General features: G+C 56.1%; 20 protein-coding genes and 1 riboswitch. Of the genes, 9 read left to right on the forward strand and 11 right to left on the reverse strand.

The genetic code is table 11. From position 1 onward, the window contains the following. Positions 1-61: 61 nt before the first annotated feature. Positions 62-970 (reverse strand): uridine diphosphate-N-acetylglucosamine-binding protein YvcK, encoded by a 909-nt coding sequence (yvcK, locus tag OGX75_RS17745; protein WP_024130513.1) that lies wholly within the window; start codon positions 968-970, stop codon positions 62-64. A gap of 286 nt (positions 971-1,256) precedes the next feature. Then, positions 1,257-1,403, forward strand: a riboswitch (molybdenum cofactor riboswitch). Here yvcK and moaA point away from each other — a divergent pair. The 6 genes from moaA (at position 1,391) to OGX75_RS17775 (ending at position 4,853) form a co-directional block, all read left to right on the forward strand. Continuing rightward, positions 1,391-2,380 (forward strand): GTP 3',8-cyclase MoaA, encoded by a 990-nt coding sequence (moaA, locus tag OGX75_RS17750; RefSeq protein ID WP_024130512.1) that lies wholly within the window; start codon positions 1,391-1,393, stop codon positions 2,378-2,380. Its footprint overlaps the riboswitch before it by 13 nt. Positions 2,381-2,404: 24 nt before the next feature. Beyond that, entirely contained in the window at positions 2,405-2,917 is a 513-nt protein-coding gene (gene moaB / locus OGX75_RS17755; protein ID WP_047457988.1) for a molybdenum cofactor biosynthesis protein B, read from the forward strand. Between the two features lie 2 nt (positions 2,918-2,919). Continuing rightward, a complete protein-coding gene (gene moaC / locus OGX75_RS17760; protein ID WP_049008945.1) occupies positions 2,920-3,405 on the forward strand; it encodes a cyclic pyranopterin monophosphate synthase MoaC in 486 nt (161 codons plus the stop codon). Then, complete coding sequence (gene moaD / locus OGX75_RS17765; protein ID WP_012133191.1) at positions 3,398-3,643, forward strand: molybdopterin synthase sulfur carrier subunit; 246 nt, start codon at positions 3,398-3,400, stop codon at positions 3,641-3,643. The genes moaC and moaD overlap by 8 nt, the downstream gene beginning before the upstream one ends. A gap of 1 nt (position 3,644) precedes the next feature. Next, complete coding sequence (gene moaE, locus OGX75_RS17770; protein ID WP_012133190.1) at positions 3,645-4,097, forward strand: molybdopterin synthase catalytic subunit MoaE; 453 nt, start codon at positions 3,645-3,647, stop codon at positions 4,095-4,097. 51 nt (positions 4,098-4,148) lie between these two features. Then, positions 4,149-4,853, forward strand: coding sequence for a Bax inhibitor-1/YccA family protein (locus tag OGX75_RS17775; protein ID WP_024130511.1), 705 nt, complete (start codon positions 4,149-4,151; stop codon positions 4,851-4,853). Positions 4,854-4,922: 69 nt separating this feature from the next. On the opposite strand, the gene OGX75_RS17780 is transcribed toward OGX75_RS17775, so the two are convergent. Genes OGX75_RS17780 through OGX75_RS17790 form a run of 3 tightly spaced genes read right to left on the reverse strand, consistent with a single transcriptional unit; the run spans position 4,923 to position 7,884 of the window. Continuing rightward, entirely contained in the window at positions 4,923-5,885 is a 963-nt protein-coding gene (locus OGX75_RS17780) for a lysylphosphatidylglycerol synthase domain-containing protein (RefSeq protein WP_286451397.1), read from the reverse strand. Beyond that, the gene (clsB, locus tag OGX75_RS17785; protein WP_012133187.1) at positions 5,885-7,126 is read right to left on the reverse strand and encodes a cardiolipin synthase ClsB; all 1,242 of its coding nucleotides are present in this window, start codon (positions 7,124-7,126) and stop codon (positions 5,885-5,887) included. Before clsB ends, OGX75_RS17780 begins: the two co-directional genes overlap by 1 nt. Further along, positions 7,123-7,884 carry an endonuclease/exonuclease/phosphatase family protein gene (locus OGX75_RS17790; RefSeq protein WP_012133186.1) on the reverse strand — a complete coding sequence of 254 codons (762 nt, stop codon included), beginning with the start codon at positions 7,882-7,884 and terminating at the stop codon, positions 7,123-7,125. The genes clsB and OGX75_RS17790 overlap by 4 nt, the downstream gene beginning before the upstream one ends. Positions 7,885-8,017: 133 nt before the next feature. Between OGX75_RS17790 and OGX75_RS17795 the strand changes: the two genes are divergently transcribed. Next, positions 8,018-8,428, forward strand: coding sequence for a YbhQ family protein (locus tag OGX75_RS17795; protein WP_024130510.1), 411 nt, complete (start codon positions 8,018-8,020; stop codon positions 8,426-8,428). On the opposite strand, the gene OGX75_RS17800 is transcribed toward OGX75_RS17795, so the two are convergent. The 5 genes from OGX75_RS17800 to cecR form a co-directional block, all read right to left on the reverse strand. After that, positions 8,390-9,496, reverse strand: coding sequence for an ABC transporter permease (locus tag OGX75_RS17800; RefSeq protein WP_012133184.1), 1,107 nt, complete (start codon positions 9,494-9,496; stop codon positions 8,390-8,392). The genes OGX75_RS17795 and OGX75_RS17800 overlap by 39 nt on opposite strands. Before the next feature lie 255 nt (positions 9,497-9,751). Next, positions 9,752-10,885, reverse strand: coding sequence for an ABC transporter permease (locus tag OGX75_RS17805; protein ID WP_012133183.1), 1,134 nt, complete (start codon positions 10,883-10,885; stop codon positions 9,752-9,754). Continuing rightward, a complete protein-coding gene (locus OGX75_RS17810) occupies positions 10,878-12,614 on the reverse strand; it encodes an ATP-binding cassette domain-containing protein (RefSeq protein ID WP_012133182.1) in 1,737 nt (578 codons plus the stop codon). The genes OGX75_RS17805 and OGX75_RS17810 overlap by 8 nt, the downstream gene beginning before the upstream one ends. Then, entirely contained in the window at positions 12,607-13,602 is a 996-nt protein-coding gene (hlyD, locus tag OGX75_RS17815) for a secretion protein HlyD (RefSeq protein WP_049011132.1), read from the reverse strand. Before hlyD ends, OGX75_RS17810 begins: the two co-directional genes overlap by 8 nt. Beyond that, positions 13,599-14,276 carry a transcriptional regulator CecR gene (cecR, locus tag OGX75_RS17820; RefSeq protein ID WP_071259642.1) on the reverse strand — a complete coding sequence of 226 codons (678 nt, stop codon included), beginning with the start codon at positions 14,274-14,276 and terminating at the stop codon, positions 13,599-13,601. Before cecR ends, hlyD begins: the two co-directional genes overlap by 4 nt. 229 nt (positions 14,277-14,505) lie before the next feature. Between cecR and rhlE the strand changes: the two genes are divergently transcribed. Further along, positions 14,506-15,864 (forward strand): ATP-dependent RNA helicase RhlE, encoded by a 1,359-nt coding sequence (gene rhlE / locus OGX75_RS17825; RefSeq protein ID WP_047457973.1) that lies wholly within the window; start codon positions 14,506-14,508, stop codon positions 15,862-15,864. Positions 15,865-15,960: 96 nt separating this feature from the next. After that, the gene (dinG, locus tag OGX75_RS17830) at positions 15,961-18,138 is read left to right on the forward strand and encodes an ATP-dependent DNA helicase DinG (protein ID WP_286451396.1); all 2,178 of its coding nucleotides are present in this window, start codon (positions 15,961-15,963) and stop codon (positions 18,136-18,138) included. On the opposite strand, the gene OGX75_RS17835 is transcribed toward dinG, so the two are convergent. Next, positions 18,125-18,628: a fimbrial protein gene (locus OGX75_RS17835; RefSeq protein ID WP_286451395.1), complete on the reverse strand. Its 504-nt coding sequence runs from the start codon at positions 18,626-18,628 to the stop codon at positions 18,125-18,127. The genes dinG and OGX75_RS17835 overlap by 14 nt on opposite strands. A gap of 5 nt (positions 18,629-18,633) precedes the next feature. Further along, entirely contained in the window at positions 18,634-19,623 is a 990-nt protein-coding gene (locus tag OGX75_RS17840) for a fimbrial protein (RefSeq protein ID WP_049011137.1), read from the reverse strand. Positions 19,624-19,638 lie beyond the last annotated feature (15 nt).

Here is a 19,638-nt window from a genome sequence, read left to right on the forward strand (position 1 = left end):
GTTGTGCCGCCTGTTGTGTGTAGGCCCGGTAAGCGAAGCGCCACCGGGCAAATCTGAACGTTTACCCCAACGCCTGTATCGCTTTCTCCAGCGCGTTATGCAGCAGCTGTCGGTCATGGCGATACGGAATATCGCTGGCTTCCAGCACTTCCTGAATCACAATCCGGCCCGTCACCGCTGAGGCATCCACTTTCGGGCCAACCACAATGGCGTCGATAACCTGTTTCCCGACGTATTGCTCCATAATCGCCAGTTTGTCGACAAGCGTTAAGCTGGCGGCGGGCAGACTCAATTCGCGCCCCAGATTACCGATATAGACCATCGGCGCCGGAGTACGGCGCAGCGCCTGCGCCAGCTCATCAAGCAGCAGAATCGGCATCAAACTGGTGTAGAAACTTCCGGGGCCAATCAGAATCAAATCGGCTTCGCTAATGGCCTGCACCGCTTCCCGGGTGGTGGGGACTTTCGGTGACAGCATCAGCTCCTGCGGCGGGGTCGCCAGTTGATCGATATTCACCTCGCCGTATACTTCATGCCCCTGATCGTCGATGGCCATCAGGTCTACCGGCAGCTCCGACATAGGGATTAAATGCGCATCCACCTTCAACAAATTGCGAATTAAATTTATCGCTTCGAGAGGCCGCACACTCAGGTGGTCCAGCGCCTTTAACATCAGATTTCCGAGGTTATGGCCGGAAAGTTCACCATTACCGCCAAAACGATACTCAAACATCGCCGACGCGACGCTGGGTTCGGTAATTAACTGGTTCAGACAGTTGCGCATATCGCCCCAGGCGATGCCCCCTTCAGAGCGGCGAATACGGCCTGTGGAACCCCCGTTATCGGTGGTGGTGACAATACCGGTCAGGCGTGAGCCTAATGAAGAGAGTGAAGAGAGAACGCGTCCTAATCCATGCCCTCCGCCGAGAGCGACAACACGATCCAGGTCTGCCAGCGTACGATTGCGCATACAAATTCCTAATATCAGAGGTACTGCGCTACAGTAGCGCAAATAGCGCCTTTTCAGCAATTAGCCAACGAACAACGATGGAAAATAAATCCATCTCCTCTACCTCTTTCGGATAGGGTTAGCCTGATGGCTAACTGATGTATATCAATGCAAAAGTGTGATTTTTGCTTATTCTGTAGCGAAATAGCACGATCATGACGCTATATACATGATTATATAGCGTAAAGTGGGAATGGCAAAAATGCTATTTACACGCTAGTATCGGCATAACCACCTTTTTAAGCGATGCTTAAAAAGACACTCTAGCCTCTACGCCTGTGTCAAATTGATATGGTGTTTTGGCCGTGACAAGCCTCGAAAGAGTTTGCCACCAGGGCGCAGGAAGAAATGACTCCGCCTCCCGTATTTGGAAAGGTGTACATGGCCTCACAACTTACCGATGCTTTCGCACGTAAGTTTTATTACTTACGTCTGTCGATTACTGATGTGTGTAACTTTCGTTGCACATACTGCCTGCCGGATGGCTACAAGCCTGGCGGTGTCACCAATAACGGCTTTCTGACCGTCGATGAAATTCGCCGTGTGACGCGCGCGTTTGCCAGTCTGGGCACCGAAAAAGTGCGCCTTACCGGCGGTGAACCGTCGCTGCGTCGCGACTTTACCGACATCATTGCCGCCGTGCGTGAAAACGACGCGATTCGCCAGATTGCGGTGACCACTAATGGGTATCGTCTGGCGCGTGATGCGGCGAACTGGCGCGACGCGGGTCTGACGGGCATCAACGTCAGCGTCGATAGCCTCGACGCCCGCCAGTTTCACGCCATTACCGGGCAGGATAAATTCCAGCAGGTGATGGCGGGCATTGACGCCGCGTTTGACGCCGGTTTCGCAAAGGTCAAAGTGAACACCGTGTTGATGCGCGATGTGAACCATCATCAACTGGACACCTTTCTCGCCTGGATTCAGGCACGCCCCATTCAACTGCGCTTCATTGAACTGATGGAGACGGGAGAGGGGAGCGAACTCTTTCGTAAACACCATATTTCTGGACAGGTGCTGCGTGATGAACTGCTGCGTCGCGGTTGGATTCATCAGCTGCGCCAGCGCAGCGACGGCCCGGCGCAGGTTTTTTGTCATCCTGACTATGCCGGTGAAATCGGTCTCATCATGCCGTATGAAAAAGATTTCTGCGCCACCTGCAACCGTCTGCGCGTTTCCTCGGTCGGTAAACTCCATCTTTGCCTGTTTGGCGAAGGCGGCGTAAGCCTGCGCGACCTGCTGGAAGACGATGCACAGCAACATGCGCTGGAAGAACGCATTTCAGCCGCGCTGCTGGAGAAAAAGCAGACCCACTTCCTGCACCAGAACAATACCGGTATTACGCAAAATCTATCGTACATAGGCGGTTAACGCCTTAACGGACAAGGAGTTTTTATGAGTCAGGTAAGCGCTGAGTTTATCCCTACCCGCATTGCTATTCTTACGGTTTCCAGTCGTCGCGGCGAAGAAGACGACACTTCCGGCCATTTTCTGCGCGACGCCGCGCTGGAAGCAGGGCATCAGGTCGTGGACAAAGCCATCGTTAAAGAGAACCGCTACGCCATTCGCGCGCAGGTTTCCGCGTGGATCGCCAGCGATGACGTTCAGGTGGTGCTCATCACCGGCGGTACCGGGCTGACCGATGGCGATCAGGCGCCGGAAGCGTTACTGCCGCTCTTTGATCGCGAAGTCGAAGGGTTTGGCGAAGTGTTCCGCATGTTGTCGTTTGAAGAGATTGGCACATCGACCCTGCAATCTCGCGCGGTGGCCGGCGTTGCCAACAAGACGCTGATTTTTGCGATGCCGGGCTCCACAAAAGCGTGCCGCACCGCCTGGGACAACATCATCGCGCCGCAGCTTGATGCTCGCACACGCCCGTGTAACTTCCACCCACATTTGAAGAAATAAGTATGTCGCAACTGACCCATATTAATGCCGCTGGCGAAGCGCACATGGTGGATGTCTCCGCCAAAGCGGAAACCGTACGTGAGGCGCGCGCCGAAGCGTTTGTGACGATGCGCAGTGAAACGCTGGCGATGATTATCGACGGTAGCCACCATAAGGGCGATGTTTTCGCGACCGCGCGTATCGCCGGTATTCAGGCGGCTAAACGTACCTGGGAGCTGATCCCGCTGTGCCACCCGCTGTTGTTGAGTAAGGTCGAAGTGCAATTGCAGGCGGAACCTGAACACAACCGGGTACGCATTGAATCGTTGTGTCGCTTGACGGGGAAAACCGGCGTGGAGATGGAAGCGCTGACTGCCGCTTCCGTGGCGGCATTGACGATCTACGACATGTGCAAAGCGGTGCAAAAGGATATGGTGATTGGCCCGGTGCGCTTGCTGGCGAAAAGCGGCGGTAAGTCTGGCGATTTTAAGGTGGATACGCATGATTAAGGTTCTGTTTTTCGCTCAGGTGCGTGAACTGGTGGGAACGGATGCGTTAGAGGTCGCCGCCGATTTCCCAACCGTAGAAGCGCTGCGTCAGCATCTGGCGGCGCAAAGCGATCGCTGGGCGCTGGCGCTGGAAGACGGCAAGCTGCTGGCCGCCGTCAATCAGACGCTGGTCAGTTTTGAACATCCGCTGACGGCGGGTGATGAAGTGGCCTTTTTCCCACCGGTGACAGGAGGCTGAGATGGCTGAAACGCGAGTGATCGTTGGCCATGCGCCGTTCAGCGTCGGGGAGGAGTACCCCTGGCTGGCGGAGCGTGATGAAGATGGCGCGGTTGTGACCTTTACCGGTAAAGTCCGCAATCATAATCTGGGCGACAGCGTTAAAGCGCTGACGCTGGAACATTACCCGGGGATGACGGAAAAAGCGCTGGCGGATATCGTGGACGAGGCGCGCTCGCGCTGGCCGCTGGGGCGCGTGACGGTGATCCATCGCATTGGTGAACTGTGGCCGGGCGATGAGATTGTCTTTGTCGGCGTAACCAGCGCGCACCGCAGCAGCGCGTTCGAGGCCGGGCAATTCATTATGGATTATCTGAAAACCCGCGCGCCGTTCTGGAAGCGTGAAGCGACGCCGGAAGGCGACCGCTGGGTGGAAGCGCGCGATAGCGATCGGCAGGCGGCAAAACGCTGGTAGCAGAATGTGATACCCTTATTCAGGGGTATCACTTTTAATCAGGAGATCATCATGGACCGATTCCCACGATCCGATTCTATCGTACAGACCCGTTCCGGCCTGCAAACGTATATGGCGCAGGTATATGGCTGGATGACGGTTGGGCTGCTGCTGACCGCATTTATCGCCTGGTATGCGGCGAATACGCCTGCGGTGATGATGTTTGTCTTTTCCAGCAAAATCACCTTCTTTGGCTTGATTATCGCCCAGCTTGCGCTGGTTATTGCGCTGTCGGCAATGGTGCAAAAACTTAGCGCCGGGATGGCGACCACGCTGTTTATGCTCTATTCGGCGCTGACGGGCCTGACGCTGTCGAGCATTTTTATCGTTTATACCTATTCGTCTATCGCCAGCACGTTTGTCGTGACCGGCGGGATGTTTGGCGTGATGAGCCTGTATGGCTACACCACGAAACGCGATCTCAGCGGCTGGGGCAGCATGCTGTTTATGGCGCTGATTGGTATCATTCTGGCATCGTTGGTCAACTTCTGGCTCAAAAGCGAAGCGTTGATGTGGGCGGTGACCTATATCGGGGTGGTTGTCTTTGTCGGCCTGACCGCCTATGACACGCAGAAGCTGAAAAACATTGGCGAGCAGATTGATGTTCGTGACAGCTCGACGCTGCGGAAATACTCGATTCTCGGCGCGTTAACGCTGTATCTGGACTTCATCAACCTGTTCCTGATGCTGCTGCGTATTTTCGGTAATCGCCGTTAATTGGCGTGAACGCTGTATCCGGCCTACAGGTTAGGCCGGTAATACACCTGATAAGCAGCAAATAACCCGTCACTTCGCTAAGGCTTTCTCGTTTTTCGCCCGCAGCTTCTTTGCCCGACTTTCCAGCAGCAGATAGCAAATCAACGCCAGCAATAGCGGAATAAAATAATAGAGCACACGCCAGGCGAGCAGGGCGGCGATAATGGTGCCTTGCGACGTATGCTCACCCGCCAGCAGCGCCATAAACACGGCTTCCAGAACGCCGATCCCGGCCGGGATATGCACGATCACTCCGGCAATACTGCTCACCAGCAGCACGCCAAGTACAAAGAAATAATTAACGTCTTGCCCCATCAGCAGCCAGATAATGGCGCCCATCACCATCCAGTTAGCGCTGGAAATCCCCATCTGCGCGAGGGCGAATTTCCATGACGGAAGCATCAGCTTTTGGCCTTTAATCGTGATATGACGCCGTTTTGCAAAGGCGCAAAACCACAGGTAGACGGCTATCACCAGCAACAACACAATACCGAGAATGCGCAGCGTATTTTCATCGATATACCAGTGGGCCGGGAGTTGCACGACGCCGAAGGTAAAAATAATTCCGCCCAGCAGAATATAGCCCAGCCAGTTGGTGGTAATGCTCAGCGAAAAAATACGCGTGATGGTGCTCCCCGGTAAGCCGAGGCGGGAGTACAGACGGTAGCGCATACCGATTCCGCCGACCCAGGTGCTTAACGTCAGATTGAAGGCGTAACAGATAAACGACACCAGAATGACCTGCCGCTTCGCCAGCTTGTGGCCGCAGTAAAAGCGTCCCAGCAGATCGTAGCAGCCGTAAAGAAGGTAGCTGACAATCACCAGTCCAACCGCGCTCAACAGCGCAATCCGGTTGTAATCCCGGATCACCGTCCAGACATCTTCCCAGTTGACCTTTCCGGCATAAATGACCAGCAGGACAATCACCGCGATAAAAAACAGCCAGGTGAGGATCTTTTTCGCCAGCCGCCATCGCGGGTGTGATGTTGACATCAGGGCTTCACCCCCGTGTTTTCCGCTTCGACCCGATCCTGCGTTTCCATCGTCGGTTGGGCGGGCGGTTCAACCTGCGCCAGATGCGGCGTGTGCGCCGGCAGCCAACCGACCAGCGCCGGGAAGTGGCGCAGGAAGTGGAACGCCAGCACGCTTTTGCTCAGATTCCACCAGGTGCGCTTCGGCAGCATAGACTCGTCCACCTGCTTGCAATCATTGGCGATAATGGCGTTCAGGTTGTCGCGCAGCGTCTGGTTAAACGTGCGGTCATGAATAATGACGTTTGCTTCAAGGTTAAGCGACAGACTGAGCGGATCGAGGTTGCTGGAGCCGACGGTCGCCCAGTGATCGTCCATCAACGCCACTTTGCCGTGCAGCGGGCGACGGCGATATTCATAGACATGGACGCCGCCTTTCACCAGATAGTTGTACAGCAGACGCGCGCCGACTTTGACGATGGGCATATCGGGTTCCCCCTGGATTACCAGTTTTACCCGCACGCCGCGTCGGGCGGCTTTGCGCATGGCATGCAGCAGGCGATAGCCGGGAAAGAAATAGGCATTGGCGATAATCACTTCACGTTTCGCCTGCGTAAGCATCTTCAGATAGTGACGTTCAATATCGTTGCGATGTTCATCATTATCGCGCCAGATAAACAGCACCTGCGCTTCGCCGGGTTTCCGGTTTTCTTCGGCGCGATGATGGCGTCGCCACCAGCGGCGCGCGGCGCTTTGCCCCGGCAGGTTTTCCAGCTCAAACTGCAAAATATCCTCCACGACTGGCCCCTCGACGCGAACGGCGTAATCCTGTTTGGCTTCCGGGCCGTAATCGGACATATGTTCTGCGGAGTAATTCAGCCCGCCGACAAACGCGACCCGATCGTCAATAACCACGATTTTACGGTGCATACGGCGAAAGAGGTTGGTGCGCATGCCGAACAGGGGAGGACGCGGATCGTAATAGCGGAAGATTATCCCTGCTGCGGTCAGCTCCCCGACAAACGCCTCGCTGAGGTCAGGTGAGCCGTAGCCGTCTAACAGCACTTCCGCTTTTACGCCGCGTCTGGCCGCTTTAAGCAGCGCCGCGTGTAGCTGCTTACCTACGTCATCTTCAAACCAGATGAAGGTTTCCAGGATGATCCTCTGCTGTGCCTGCGCGATGGCGTCAAACACGGCGGGATAGAACTGGTCGCCGTTTTCCAGTAGCTGAATCTGATTGCCTTCACGCCATCCACATTTCATAGATGTATCTCCGCGCTAAGAGGGGCATGGTCAGATAAATGTCGCCAGTTACGCAACGGCAACGCCGCAGGAGAGCTGGCATTGGCATTCTTGACGTATATACGATCGAGTCGCAGTATCGGCAGCCTGACCGGAAAGGTGCGCGCCGGGCGGCCATGTGCGCGGGTGAAAATCTCCTCCAGCCCCGCAGACGCTTTTAACGGATAGTTGGCTTTCTGCCGCCAGTCGTTGAAATCCCCGGCGACCACCACGGGTTCGGATTCGGGAAGGGCGTTAACCCATTCAACCAGCATATCCAGCTGCGCCTGGCGGTGGCCTTCCCGTAAGCCGAGATGCACGCACATCACATGAATTGGCTGAGCCAGCATCGGCGGAACAATACGGCAATACAGCACGCCGCGTTTTTCACTGCCGCCGACGGAGACATCGCGATTTTCATAGTGTTCAATCGGATAGCGCGACAGTACCGCGTTGCCGTGATGCCCTTCCGGGTAGACGGCATTACGACCATAGGCGAAATCGCTCCACATGGTGTCGGCAAGAAATTCGTAATGGGTGGTATCAGGCCAGTTCTCGACGTGCAGCGGATGAACTTCATGCGCGCCCATCACTTCCTGTAGGCAGACAATATCCGCGCTGACGGTTCTGACGGCGTCGCGCAGCTCCGGCAGAATAAAGCGCTTATTAAAGGCGGTAAAACCCTTATGCGTGTTAATTGTGAGCACTTTGAATGAAAAATTTCGCGTTTGTTGGATCATTTTCTTCCTGTCCGCGTCACTATCCTGATTGAAATAGTGTAGTCGTCGTCACAAAAAGATGCGGTCTTACGGAATTTTCCGTAAAGTTCGGTACTCTGAATAATTAGATAAAAATCCTTCAGGAGAAAAAGCCATGAGGTGGCAACAACGTGTTCGTGTCGCAACGGGTCTTAGTTGCTGGCAGATAATGTTGCATTTACTGGTAGTGGCGCTGCTGGTAATGGGCTGGATGAGCGGCGCTTTAGTCCGCGTCGGCCTGGGATTATGCGTGCTTTATGGCGTAACGGTGCTGCTGATGCTGGCGTTACAACGCCACCACGAACAGCGCTGGCGCGACGTTGCGGATGTGCTGGAAGAGCTGACGACCACCTGGTATTTCGGCGCCGCGATGATTGCCCTGTGGCTGCTGTCCCGCGTACTGCACAACAACCTGCTGCTGGCGCTGGCTGGGCTGGCGATCCTTGCCGGGCCTGCTGTGGTTTCGCTGCTGGCGAAGGAGAAAAAGCTACATCACTTTGCGTCTAAACATCGCATACGCCGCTGACCCCGTTGTGGCCGTGATCACCAGTAGCGGCCACAAACTCCCCCAGACGATCTTCAGACTCGCATCTTTCAAATAAATCTGCTTGGTGATGTCCGTAAAATGGCGGATAGGGTTTATCCACGTCAGATTTTGTAGCCATACCGGCATGTTCTCGACCGGAGAAACATATCCCGATAGCAGGATAGCAGGCATCATAAAGACGAATACGCCGATGAAAGCCTGCTGTTGGGTGGAGCAGAGTGACGAGATTAACAAGCCAAATCCAACCAGCGACAGCCCGTAAATCACCATTGTGAAGTAGAACAGCGCCAGCGAACCGGCAAAGGGGATGTGGTACGCCCAGATGCCAATAGCCAGTACGATTGTGGCCTGAAAAGTGGCGACAATCAGCGCGGGCACCGCTTTACCGATGAAAATTTGCCAGGTAGTGAGAGGGGAAACCAGCAGTTGATCCAGCGTACCCTGTTCACGCTCGCGGGCAACGGAAAGCGAGGTGACGATCATGACGCCTATCGTGGTGATCATGGCGATCAGGGACGGCACCACAAACCACTTATAGTCCAGATTCGGGTTGTACCAGTTGCGCACCACCAGCTCGCTGTTGTTGGGCTTGGGTTTGCCCTCTATCAGCTCCTGCTGATAATCCTTGACGATCTGCTGGAGATAATTGGCGGCGATTTGCGCGCTGTTGGAGTTACGGCCATCAAGAATGAGCTGTAGCGGCGCGGGCTGGAGGTTATCCAGGTGACGGGAAAAATCGGCCGGAAAGCGCACCAGCAGCAACGCTTTTTGCGTGTCGATCGTCGGCTGGATTTCCTGCGGGCTTTTCAGCAGCAGGATATGGGTAAACGCTTTGGCGCGCGCGAACCGTTGCGTCAGCTCGACGGCATGTTTGCCATTATCTTCGTTATAAATGGCAATGGTGGCATTGGTCACTTCCAGCGTGGCGGCAAAGGGAAACAGCAGCACCTGGATCAGCACCGGTAAGATCAGGATCGCGCGGGTCTGCGGCTCGCGTAACAGCGATTGCAGCTCTTTGCGGATTAATGTCCACAGGCGATGAAACATGTTTCTCTCCCTTATGCCATGCCGGATGGCGGCGTAAACGCCTTATCCGGCCTACAAACTTAACGTCTTCGCCGGATGGCGGCGTAAACGCCTTATCCGGCCTACAAACTTAATGTCTTTGCCGGATGGCGGCGTAAATGCCTTATCCGGCCTACAAACTTAACGTCTTTGCCGGATGGCGGCGTAAACGCCTTATTCGGCCTACAAAATATGTGGTCGTAGGCCTGATAAACGAAGCGCCATCAGGCGGAAAATTTAATCCAGCCGGCGTTTGGTCTTCATCCACGTCAGGCCGATAAACATGGCTGCCGAAGCGATTAAAAATAACGTATTAACGATCAACACAATGGGGATGTTCCCCGCCAGAAACAGGCTTTGCAGGGTGCTGACGAAATAGCGCGCCGGAATAATGTAAGTCACCGCGCGGATGACGGCAGGCATACTGTCTATCTGGAAAATAAAGCCTGACAGCATAATCGACGGTAAAAAAGCGGCGTTCAGCGCGACCTGCGCGGCGTTAAACTGGTTACGGGTAATGGTGGAAATCAGCAGTCCCATTCCCAGCGTACTGAGCAGAAACAGGCTGGTGATAAGAAACAGAATCACCAGCGAGCCGCGCCAGGGCACGCCAAGAATAAACACCGACACCAGCATACACAGCAGCATCGCCAGCATGCCGAGGAAGTAGTAGGGGATCAGTTTGCACAGCAACAATTCTGCGCGCGTCACCTCGGTCGAGAGCAGGGCCTCCATCGTCCCGCGCTCCCACTCGCGTGCAACCACCAGCGAAGTGAGAATGGCGCCAATCACCGTCATGATAATGGTGACCGCGCCGGGAATGATAAAGTGCTGGCTGATGGCCGCCGGGTTAAACCAGTAGCGGGTCTGCACGTCGATCAGCGGTTCAAATTCTTCCCCACGATCTTCAGCCCGCTGCATTTGCCAGATCTGCCAGACCCCCTCCACGTAACCCTGCACGAAGTTGGCGGTGTTCGGTTCGCTGCCGTCGGTAATAACCTGTATCGGCGCGGTGTCATTCTCTCGCGCCATCTTTTGCGCAAAATCGACCGGGATCACTACCAGCCCGCGAATGCGCCCGGCCTGCATTTTCTCAATAAGCTCATGGCGGCTATCGCTGATGGTGGCGTCGATATACGGCGAACCGGTCATAGCGTGGGTGAAATCCAGCGCCTCCTCGCTCTGTTGTTCGAGCAGAATGCCGACCCGCAGCTTGCTGGAGTCGAGGTTAATCCCGTAGCCAAAAATAAACAGCAACAGCAATGGGATCACCACGGCGATCAGCCAGCTACTGGGATCGCGGATAATCTGACGCGTCTCTTTCACACACAGCGCGCGTACGCGCCGCCAGGAGAGCAGGGCGTTACTCATGAGTATGCTCCTTATCCCAGTCGTGAATGAGCGTGATAAAGGCCTGCTCCATCGTCGGGTCCGGCGTGTCGTCGTCTGCCGCCTGCGCTTTCAGATCGTCCGGCGTCCCGCTGGCGATCAGCTTGCCGCGATAAACCAGCCCGATACGGTCGCAGTATTCCGCTTCGTCCATAAAGTGGGTGGTGACCATCACCGTGACCCCTTTTTCTACCATGCTGTTGATGTGCAGCCAGAACTCACGGCGGGTGAGGGGATCGACGCCGGAGGTGGGTTCGTCGAGAAACAGAATGTCGGGCTCATGCATCAGCGAACAGGCCAGCGCCAGACGCTGTTTAAAACCGAGCGGCAGCGCATCCGTCGCATGAGAGGCGATGCTTTTCAGGCCGAAGGCTTCGCTCATGCGGGTGATTTTTTCGTTTTGCGCCCGGCCTCGCAGGCCATAAACCCCGGAGAAAAAGCGCAGGTTTTGCTCTACCGTCAGGTTGCCGTACAGGGAAAATTTTTGCGCCATATACCCTAAATGCTGGCGCGCCTTGCCGGAGCTGACTTTCAAATCCATATCCAGCACCAGCGCTTTGCCGGAAGTTGGCACCAGCAAACCGCACATCATCTTGAACGTGGTGGATTTCCCCGCGCCGTTGGGGCCGAGCAAACCGAAGATTTCTCCGCGCTCAACGGCGAAGTTAACGTGGTCGGTGGCGGCGAAGTCACCGAATTTTTTGGTCAGTTCTTTGGCCTCAATGACCGTCTCACCCGGCGTGCCGTCAACGGTATGCAGGATCGCGCCGAGCGGAGACTCCGACGTACCCGCGCCGCCAAGCAGGTCGATAAAGGCATCTTCAAAGCGCGGTGTGGTGTCGTTAATCGTTATCTCCGGCATCCCTTCGGCCCGGCGGATATCCTCTGCGGTAGCCTCTTTTTTCAAGATCAGCCGTACCGATTTCCCCTGAATCATACCGTCGCTGACCTGCGGCAGTTTCAACGCGCGTTGCAGGAGCTTGCGGTTATTCTCCTGCGGGCTGCTCATTAGGAAACTGCGTCCTGCCATGGTCTGCGTCAGCTTAGTCGGTTCGCCCTGATACAGCAGCTCTCCTTCGTTCATCAGTAGCACGTCGCGACACTGTTCGGCTTCGTCCAGGTATGACGTACTCCACAGGATAAGCATGCCGTCACCCGCCAGTTCATGCACCATTTGCCACAGCTCGCGACGGGAGATGGGGTCAACGCCGACGCCCGGTTCGTCAAGCAGCAGCACTTTCGGCTCGCCGACCAGCGTACAGGCCAGCCCGAGTTTTTGTTTCATCCCGCCCGAGAGCTTGCCTGCCAGCCGTTTGGTGAAGGGGCCGAGGGCGGTAAATTCCAGCAGACGGGCAAACGTTTTTTGCCGCTCCTCGCCCGTTACGCTGCGTAAGTCCGCATAGAGATTGAGATTCTCCATCACGGTCAGATCTTCATACAGACCAAATTTTTGCGGCATGTAACCGAGTACCGCATGCAATTCACTGTCGTTTTTGATCGGATCGAACCCGATCACCGACGCGCTGCCGCTATCGGGCTTGAGCAGCCCTGCCAGCATCCGCATCAGCGTGGTTTTGCCTGCGCCATCCGGCCCGACCAGACCCGTGACATAACCGGCGTGGATCGTACAGTCGAGTGGGGCGACCGCCGGTTTTTCCATTCCGGCGAAGCGCTTCACCAGGCCGTTTAACGTAATGACGGCGTCATTCATGCCGCGCCTCGTCGCTGAACGTCAGCGTCACCGGCATTCCCTGGCGCAGCGCATCGTCCGCGTCAGTCACCACAATGCGCAGTCGATAGACCAGGTCTGTGCGCAGATCCGGCGTTTCAACGGTTTTCGGGGTGAATTCAGCGGTCGGCGATACGAAGCCGATTTTGCCGTGGTAAGGCTTGTCAGGGCGGCCATCGGTGTAGAGTAAAATTTCGCGGCCGGGCTGCGCCTGGCTGAGGTTGCGTTCATCCACGTAGGCGCGAACCCATACCGGACGAGTCAGCGACAGCGTCAGCACGGTGCTGCCTGCGTTGAGCATACTGCCGGGCTCTACCGCGCGGGTTAACAGCGTACCGTCAGAGGGGGCGATCAGCGTTGTATCCTGTAAATCGAGTTCTGATTGCGCCAGCTGCGCCTGCGCCTGTTCGAGGCTGGCTTTTGCCTGGGCGATATCCTGCTGGCGGTTACCGGTACGGTACTGGCTCAATTTGTCCTGTGCGGATTTCAGCTGCGCCTGCGCCTGATCGCGGGATGAGCGGGCGTTCTCCAGGTCGTTGGCGGAAATCGTGCGGCTTTTCCACAATCCCTGCTGGCGCTGATAAAAGTTCTGCGCATAGTCAAATGCGGCCTGCGCCTGTTTCACGGCAGCAGCAGCCTGGGCTATCTCTTCATCGCGATACCCCGCGAGCATCAGATCATACTGCGCCTGGGCGACGGAGACGCCTGCTTTAGCCTGCATCAACGCGTTCTCGTACGGGGCTTTATCCAGCAGGCCCAATACCTGCCCGGACGTAATGGCGTCGCCTTCGTCAACGGCCAGCGAAGCCAGCCGGCCTCCGACGCGAAAACTCATATTGACGGTGCGAATATCCACATTGCCGTAGAGCGTCAGCCCGTTATCCTGCCGACTCTGATACCACCATGTACCACCGGCAAGCACGGCGGCCAGCGCCGCGACAGCCAGTGCGATAACGACAGGTTTTTTCATTGCTCCTGACTCCTTTGCGTTAAGCCTTGCAGAATGAGATCGATATGACAGGTGATCGTCTGGTAAATCTGTTCTGTTTTCTCTTCATCAAACGTTGACCAGCCGGTACGCAGCAAAATGGTTTCTTTCCCCAGGCGGAAGGCCAGCACTTCGCCCAGCAGCGCGTGCGTGTGGAGAATGGTTTGCGTATCTCCCGGATCGCGGCCGGTATACCCCGCAATCAGGCGCGTCAGATGCGTGTGAAGGGGGTTGAGAACCTGATCGTGCACCCGTTGGTAAGCCGCCGTCGGGGAGAGCTGCTCGCGCGAAATAAATTTGCTCAGGTTAACCGTGTCGTCCTGGGTCAACAGCATGATCATATTTTTGCAGGCGCGCAGGATCAGCTCGCGCATTGCGGCGCGATCGGGCTGCGGCTGGGCGAACAGTCGTTCCGCTTCCTCGGCATGAGGGCGAAACTGGGCGCCGATGAAATCGGCTATCCACTGGGCGCAGGCGAGGTATAAATCCTCTTTGGAGCCAAAGTAGTAAGTGATGGCGGCGATATTTTGTCCGGCCTGGGCGGCAATGTCGCGCGTGGTGGCATGGAGGCCGTATTCGCCAAACTGCGCCAGCGCAGCGGCGATAAGCTGGCTTTTGGCCTGTTCGCCTTTCGTCGTCATGGTTGGGGTATTCATCGCGCAACCCAATTCTTAATCAATCGATTGATTAAGATTATGACCGATAATTGTTCTTGTCCAGTGTGGTGGTTTATTTTGTTTTTTCCAGTCACGGGGATAATTTATGCGGTATGTCACAAAAACTGCTACACTCCGCCCCTTCATGACATTGTGGTTTTTGTCATCCCTCTTGTGAGTATCTCCCTGAAAACTACACCGGTAACGGTCGGGGCGGTTCGGAGTAGTTATGTCTTTTGATTCCCTTGGGTTGAATCCTGATATTTTGCGCGCGATTGCCGAGCAGGGTTACCGTGAACCTACCCCTATTCAGCAGCAGGCGATCCCTGCGGTGCTGGAAGGCCGCGACCTGATGGCCAGCGCCCAGACGGGGACGGGTAAAACAGCCGGTTTTACGCTGCCGCTGTTACAACATCTGATCACGCAGCAGCCGCACGCGAAAGGCCGTCGCCCGGTACGCGCGTTGATTCTGACGCCGACCCGTGAGCTGGCGGCGCAAATTGGCGAGAACGTCCGGGATTACAGTAAATACCTGAACATTCGCTCTCTGGTCGTGTTTGGCGGCGTCAGCATTAACCCGCAGATGATGAAACTGCGCGGCGGCGTTGACGTGCTGGTGGCAACGCCGGGGCGTTTGCTCGACCTGGAACATCAAAACGCGGTGAAGCTGGATCAGATTGAGATTCTGGTGCTGGATGAAGCTGACCGTATGCTCGACATGGGCTTTATCCACGATATTCGCCGCGTGCTGGCAAAACTGCCGCCGAAGCGCCAGAACCTGCTGTTCTCCGCCACATTCTCCGATGACATTAAAGCGCTTGCTGAAAAGCTGTTGCATAACCCGCTGGAAATTGAAGTGGCGCGCCGTAATACCGCTTCTGAGCAGGTGACCCAGCACGTTCATTTCGTGGATAAAAAACGCAAGCGCGAACTGTTGTCGCAGATGATTGGCAAAGGCAACTGGCAGCAGGTGCTGGTCTTTACCCGTACCAAACACGGCGCCAACCATCTGGCGGAACAGCTGAATAAAGACGGCATTCGCAGTGCGGCGATCCACGGTAATAAATCTCAGGGCGCGCGTACCCGCGCACTGGCTGATTTCAAATCCGGCGATATCCGCGTCCTGGTGGCGACCGACATCGCGGCGCGCGGGCTGGATATCGAAGAGCTGCCGCATGTGGTGAACTATGAGCTGCCAAACGTCCCGGAAGATTACGTGCACCGTATCGGCCGTACCGGCCGTGCCGCCGCGACCGGCGAAGCGTTATCGCTGGTCTGCGTTGATGAACACAAACTGCTGCGCGATATCGAGAAGCTGCTGAAAAAAGAGATCCCGCGCATCACCACGCCGGGTTATGAACCAGACCCGTCAATTAAAGCGGAGCCGATTCAGAACGGTCGCCAGCAGCAGCGTGGCGGCGGTGGTCGCGGCCGAGGCCAGGGTCAGGGACAGGGCGGAGCAGGCCGTGCCCAGCAACCGCGTCGCAATGATGGCGGGGCGCCGAAAGCCAAACCGCGCAGCGGAGAAGGTAAGCCAGGCGGCGATAAACCGCGTCCGCCGCGCCGCCCGCGCAGACTGGCGGATTAATTGCGAGCCCGGCCGAAAGGTCGGGCTTTTCTTTTTGCGACCCGCGGCAGAAAGTGCCACAATAGTGGCTGTTTATACAGTATTTCAGGTTTTCTCATGGCATTGACCGCTGCGCTTAAAGCGCAAATCGCCGCCTGGTATAAGGCGCTTCAGGAGCAGATCCCCGACTTTATCCCCCGTGCGCCGCAGCGGCAGATGATTGCCGATGTCGCCAAAACGCTGGCGGGTGAAGAAGGGCGTCATCTGGCGATTGAGGCGCCGACCGGGGTCGGGAAAACCCTCTCTTACCTTATTCCCGGTATTGCTATCGCCCGCGAAGAACAAAAAACGCTGGTGGTGAGCACCGCCAACGTGGCGTTGCAGGATCAGATCTACAGCAAAGATCTCCCGCTGCTGCGCAAAATCATTCCTGACTTGCGGTTTACCGCCGCGTTTGGTCGTGGGCGCTACGTTTGCCCGCGTAATCTGGCAGCGCTGGCCAGCAGCGAACCGAATCAACAGGATCTGCTCGCGTTTCTGGATGACGAACTGACGCCGAATAACCAGGAAGAGCAAAAGCGCTGCGCCAGGCTAAAGGGCGATCTTGACAGCTACAAGTGGGACGGGTTGCGCGATCATACCGATATCGCCATTGACGACGCGCTCTGGAAGCGCCTGAGCACCGATAAAGCCAGTTGCCTGAACCGCAATTGCCATTACTACCGTGAATGCCCTTTTTTTGTCGCCCGACGGGAAATTCAGGAAGCTGAAGTGGTGGTGGCAAACCATGCGCTGGTGATGGCGGCGATGGAGAGCGAAGCGGTGCTGCCGGAGCCGAAAAATCTTCTGCTGGTGCTGGACGAAGGCCACCATCTGCCGGATGTCGCGCGCGACGCGCTGGAGATGAGCGCTGAGATCTCCGCCCCCTGGTATCGCCTGCAACTGGATCTGTTCACTAAGCTGGTGGCGACCTGCCTGGAACAGTTCCGCCCGAAAACCACGCCGCCGCTGGCGAATCCTGAGCGCCTGAATGCGCACTGCGAAGAGTTGTACGAGCTGATTGCCTCGCTCAACAACATCCTGAATCTGTATATGCCTGCGACGCAGGACGCTGAGCACCGCTTTGCGATGGGCGAGTTACCGGATGAGATCATGGCGATCTGCCAGCGGCTGGCGAAGCTGACGGAAATGTTGCGTGGGCTGGCGGAGCTGTTCCTTAACGATCTCAGCGAGAAAACCGGCTCGCACGATATTGTGCGCCTGCACCGGGTGATTTTGCAGATGAACCGCGCGCTGGGCATGTTTGAGGCGCAAAGCAAGCTCTGGCGGCTGGCGTCGCTGGCGCAGTCTTCCGGTGCGCCGGTCTCAAAGTGGGCCACGCGGGAGGCGCGCGATGGGCAGATACACGTCTGGTTCCACTGTGTGGGCATTCGCGTCAGCGATCAGCTTGAAAGGCTGCTCTGGCGCAGCGTGCCGCATATTATTGTAACGTCGGCGACCCTGCGTTCGCTTAACAGCTTCTCGCGCTTGCAGGAGATGAGCGGCCTGAAGGAGAAAGCGGGCGATCGCTTTGTGGCGCTGGACTCCCCCTTTAATCATGTGGAGCAGGGTAAAATTGTCATTCCACAAATGCGCTATGAACCGTTGATTGATAACGAAGAGCAGCATATTGCGGAGATGGCGGCCTATTTTCGTCAGGCGCTGGAAAGCAAAAAACACCACGGCATGTTGGTTTTGTTTGCCAGCGGACGGGCGATGCAGCGCTTTCTGGGGCATGTGACCGATTTGCGTCTTTTGCTGCTGGTTCAGGGCGATCAGCCGCGCTATCGCCTGGTGGAACTGCACCGTAAGCGGGTGGCGAACGGCGAGCGCAGCGTGCTGATTGGCCTGCAATCTTTTGCCGAGGGGTTGGATCTGAAAGGCGACCTGCTGACTCAGGTGCATATTCACAAGATTGCGTTTCCTCCCATCGACAGCCCGGTGGTGATCACCGAAGGCGAGTGGCTGAAAAGCCTGAATCGCTACCCGTTTGAAGTGCAGAGCCTGCCAAGCGCGTCGTTTAACCTGATTCAGCAGGTGGGCCGTTTGATTCGTAGCCACGGCTGCTGGGGAGAGGTGGTGATTTACGACAAGCGTCTGTTAACCAAAAGCTACGGGCAGCGTTTGCTGAATGCGCTCCCGGTATTTCCGATTGAACGCCCGGAAGTGCCGGAGGTAAAAAAACGCCCGACAAAAGTGGTTGCCGGGCGTAAAAAAAGCATCCGTGCGAAGGGGCGCGCTCCTACTGATAGGTAAACGTGACCTGTATGACGCTATCGAACGAGCCCGCGCTGACGGGCATGGATGTGGCGTAATAGCGGGCGGCTAACGGGAAAGTTGCTGTGTGATCGCTTTGGTTGATCAGCACGTTAAAGCTTGCCTGCGGGGCGATGAGAATATTGTCCTGCCGATCGGCCAGCTCCAGCGCAAGCCCTTTCGCGCTGCCGCTGTTGGCAAATTTGGTCGGGTGTACGCTATCGGCCTGTCCGTAAAAAAACGCGTTGGTCAGCGTGAGTGTTTTTGGGCAATGCGTTACTTCCAGGGAAAACGCTTTCCATTCGCCGGTATCGCCTACGTCTTTGAAATCACTGGATGACGCCTGCCCCAAATCGACGGTTAAATCTTTACTGGCGCTGTCCACGGAGCAGGTGTTGGCATAGATGTTACCCACCATTTGCACCTGGATATCATCTGCGCAGGCATACGTCATCAGACCCGCGGTGAGTAAGAAAACCATTTTTTTCATCGCGATCACTTATAGGCCAGCGTAATCGTGGCGACGGTATTTGCCGGGCCTGGCGTAACGTCGTCGCTGATTTGCTCATAGCGGACCTGGAACGGAATATCCAGCGTTTCGTTGGCTTTTGCCTCGCTTTGCGTGTTGACGTAGTTGTCGAAGGTGGCGATATTGCCATCAAACAGCATTCTGACGCCGACGCCGGTCGCCATCCCGCTTTGCTGAGTCAGTTTCATCACGCCGGCAAAACCCGATTCGTAGCCATTCGCACTGGTGATCTTCACTTCAGGCTGCACGGTGGAATTACAGTTGACCGTAACGTTAAAATTCTGTGCTGGCATCGAGAGGGTGCCTACTCCCATAAAATCACTGATCGGAAAGTCGCCCAGATTGACGGTCAGGTTTTTCGGTAACACGGAGCAGGTTACGGTTTCGAGATCCACATTGCCGGCATAGGCAATGTGGTTAGGACTCCCGATACCTTCGTGACCAAACACGCCAATCCCAAACTCTGTTTGCGCCTGCACCAGTGTACCGGAGGTCACGTCACTGCCGGTTTTCACCAGCTCAAGCGTGACGTTGAAGTTAAATGACTGCTGCCCATCGCTGGATACATAACCGATCGGCGTGCCGCGTGAATCACACTGTACGCCGCCTGCGCCGCTGATCCGCTGGCCTTGCTCGTTCATCAGCGCGATGCCAACGCCGGGCACCCCGGAGTCGTACACCCCTCTCAGGCCTGGTATCTCAGCGCCTGTTCCGTAATAGCAGGAGACAATTTCCAGACCGCTATCAATACTTTGATCGCACTGTCCGGCAACGTGTACGGTTTGCTCTGTTCCTGGAATGGTCTCACCAATCGCCAGCGTCGTCGGTACGGAAACAGATGCCACGTTGATCATTTTGGGCATATCCGGCGTTGTGCAGGCCGCCTTTGCATGCGGCATAAACAAGGCTGCGCTGGCCAAAATCAGGAGGAAAAAACACTGTTTAATCATTTGCATAATGTTGAGTCTGCA

The organism is Citrobacter sp. CK199 (assembly GCF_030333285.1).
Lineage (GTDB): Bacteria > Pseudomonadota > Gammaproteobacteria > Enterobacterales > Enterobacteriaceae > Citrobacter_B > Citrobacter_B koseri.

Coding starts and splice junctions, on each gene's coding strand:
- yvcK (WP_024130513.1), bottom strand. CDS start 970: ATGCGCAATCGTACGCTGGCAGACCTGGATCGTGTTGTCGCTCTCGGC.
- moaA (WP_024130512.1), top strand. CDS start 1,391: ATGGCCTCACAACTTACCGATGCTTTCGCACGTAAGTTTTATTACTTA.
- moaB (WP_047457988.1), top strand. CDS start 2,405: ATGAGTCAGGTAAGCGCTGAGTTTATCCCTACCCGCATTGCTATTCTT.
- moaC (WP_049008945.1), top strand. CDS start 2,920: ATGTCGCAACTGACCCATATTAATGCCGCTGGCGAAGCGCACATGGTG.
- moaD (WP_012133191.1), top strand. CDS start 3,398: ATGATTAAGGTTCTGTTTTTCGCTCAGGTGCGTGAACTGGTGGGAACG.
- moaE (WP_012133190.1), top strand. CDS start 3,645: ATGGCTGAAACGCGAGTGATCGTTGGCCATGCGCCGTTCAGCGTCGGG.
- OGX75_RS17775 (WP_024130511.1), top strand. CDS start 4,149: ATGGACCGATTCCCACGATCCGATTCTATCGTACAGACCCGTTCCGGC.
- OGX75_RS17780 (WP_286451397.1), bottom strand. CDS start 5,885: ATGTCAACATCACACCCGCGATGGCGGCTGGCGAAAAAGATCCTCACC.
- clsB (WP_012133187.1), bottom strand. CDS start 7,126: ATGAAATGTGGATGGCGTGAAGGCAATCAGATTCAGCTACTGGAAAAC.
- OGX75_RS17790 (WP_012133186.1), bottom strand. CDS start 7,884: ATGATCCAACAAACGCGAAATTTTTCATTCAAAGTGCTCACAATTAAC.
- OGX75_RS17795 (WP_024130510.1), top strand. CDS start 8,018: ATGAGGTGGCAACAACGTGTTCGTGTCGCAACGGGTCTTAGTTGCTGG.
- OGX75_RS17800 (WP_012133184.1), bottom strand. CDS start 9,496: ATGTTTCATCGCCTGTGGACATTAATCCGCAAAGAGCTGCAATCGCTG.
- OGX75_RS17805 (WP_012133183.1), bottom strand. CDS start 10,885: ATGAGTAACGCCCTGCTCTCCTGGCGGCGCGTACGCGCGCTGTGTGTG.
- OGX75_RS17810 (WP_012133182.1), bottom strand. CDS start 12,614: ATGAATGACGCCGTCATTACGTTAAACGGCCTGGTGAAGCGCTTCGCC.
- hlyD (WP_049011132.1), bottom strand. CDS start 13,602: ATGAAAAAACCTGTCGTTATCGCACTGGCTGTCGCGGCGCTGGCCGCC.
- cecR (WP_071259642.1), bottom strand. CDS start 14,276: ATGAATACCCCAACCATGACGACGAAAGGCGAACAGGCCAAAAGCCAG.
- rhlE (WP_047457973.1), top strand. CDS start 14,506: ATGTCTTTTGATTCCCTTGGGTTGAATCCTGATATTTTGCGCGCGATT.
- dinG (WP_286451396.1), top strand. CDS start 15,961: ATGGCATTGACCGCTGCGCTTAAAGCGCAAATCGCCGCCTGGTATAAG.
- OGX75_RS17835 (WP_286451395.1), bottom strand. CDS start 18,628: ATGAAAAAAATGGTTTTCTTACTCACCGCGGGTCTGATGACGTATGCC.
- OGX75_RS17840 (WP_049011137.1), bottom strand. CDS start 19,623: ATGCAAATGATTAAACAGTGTTTTTTCCTCCTGATTTTGGCCAGCGCA.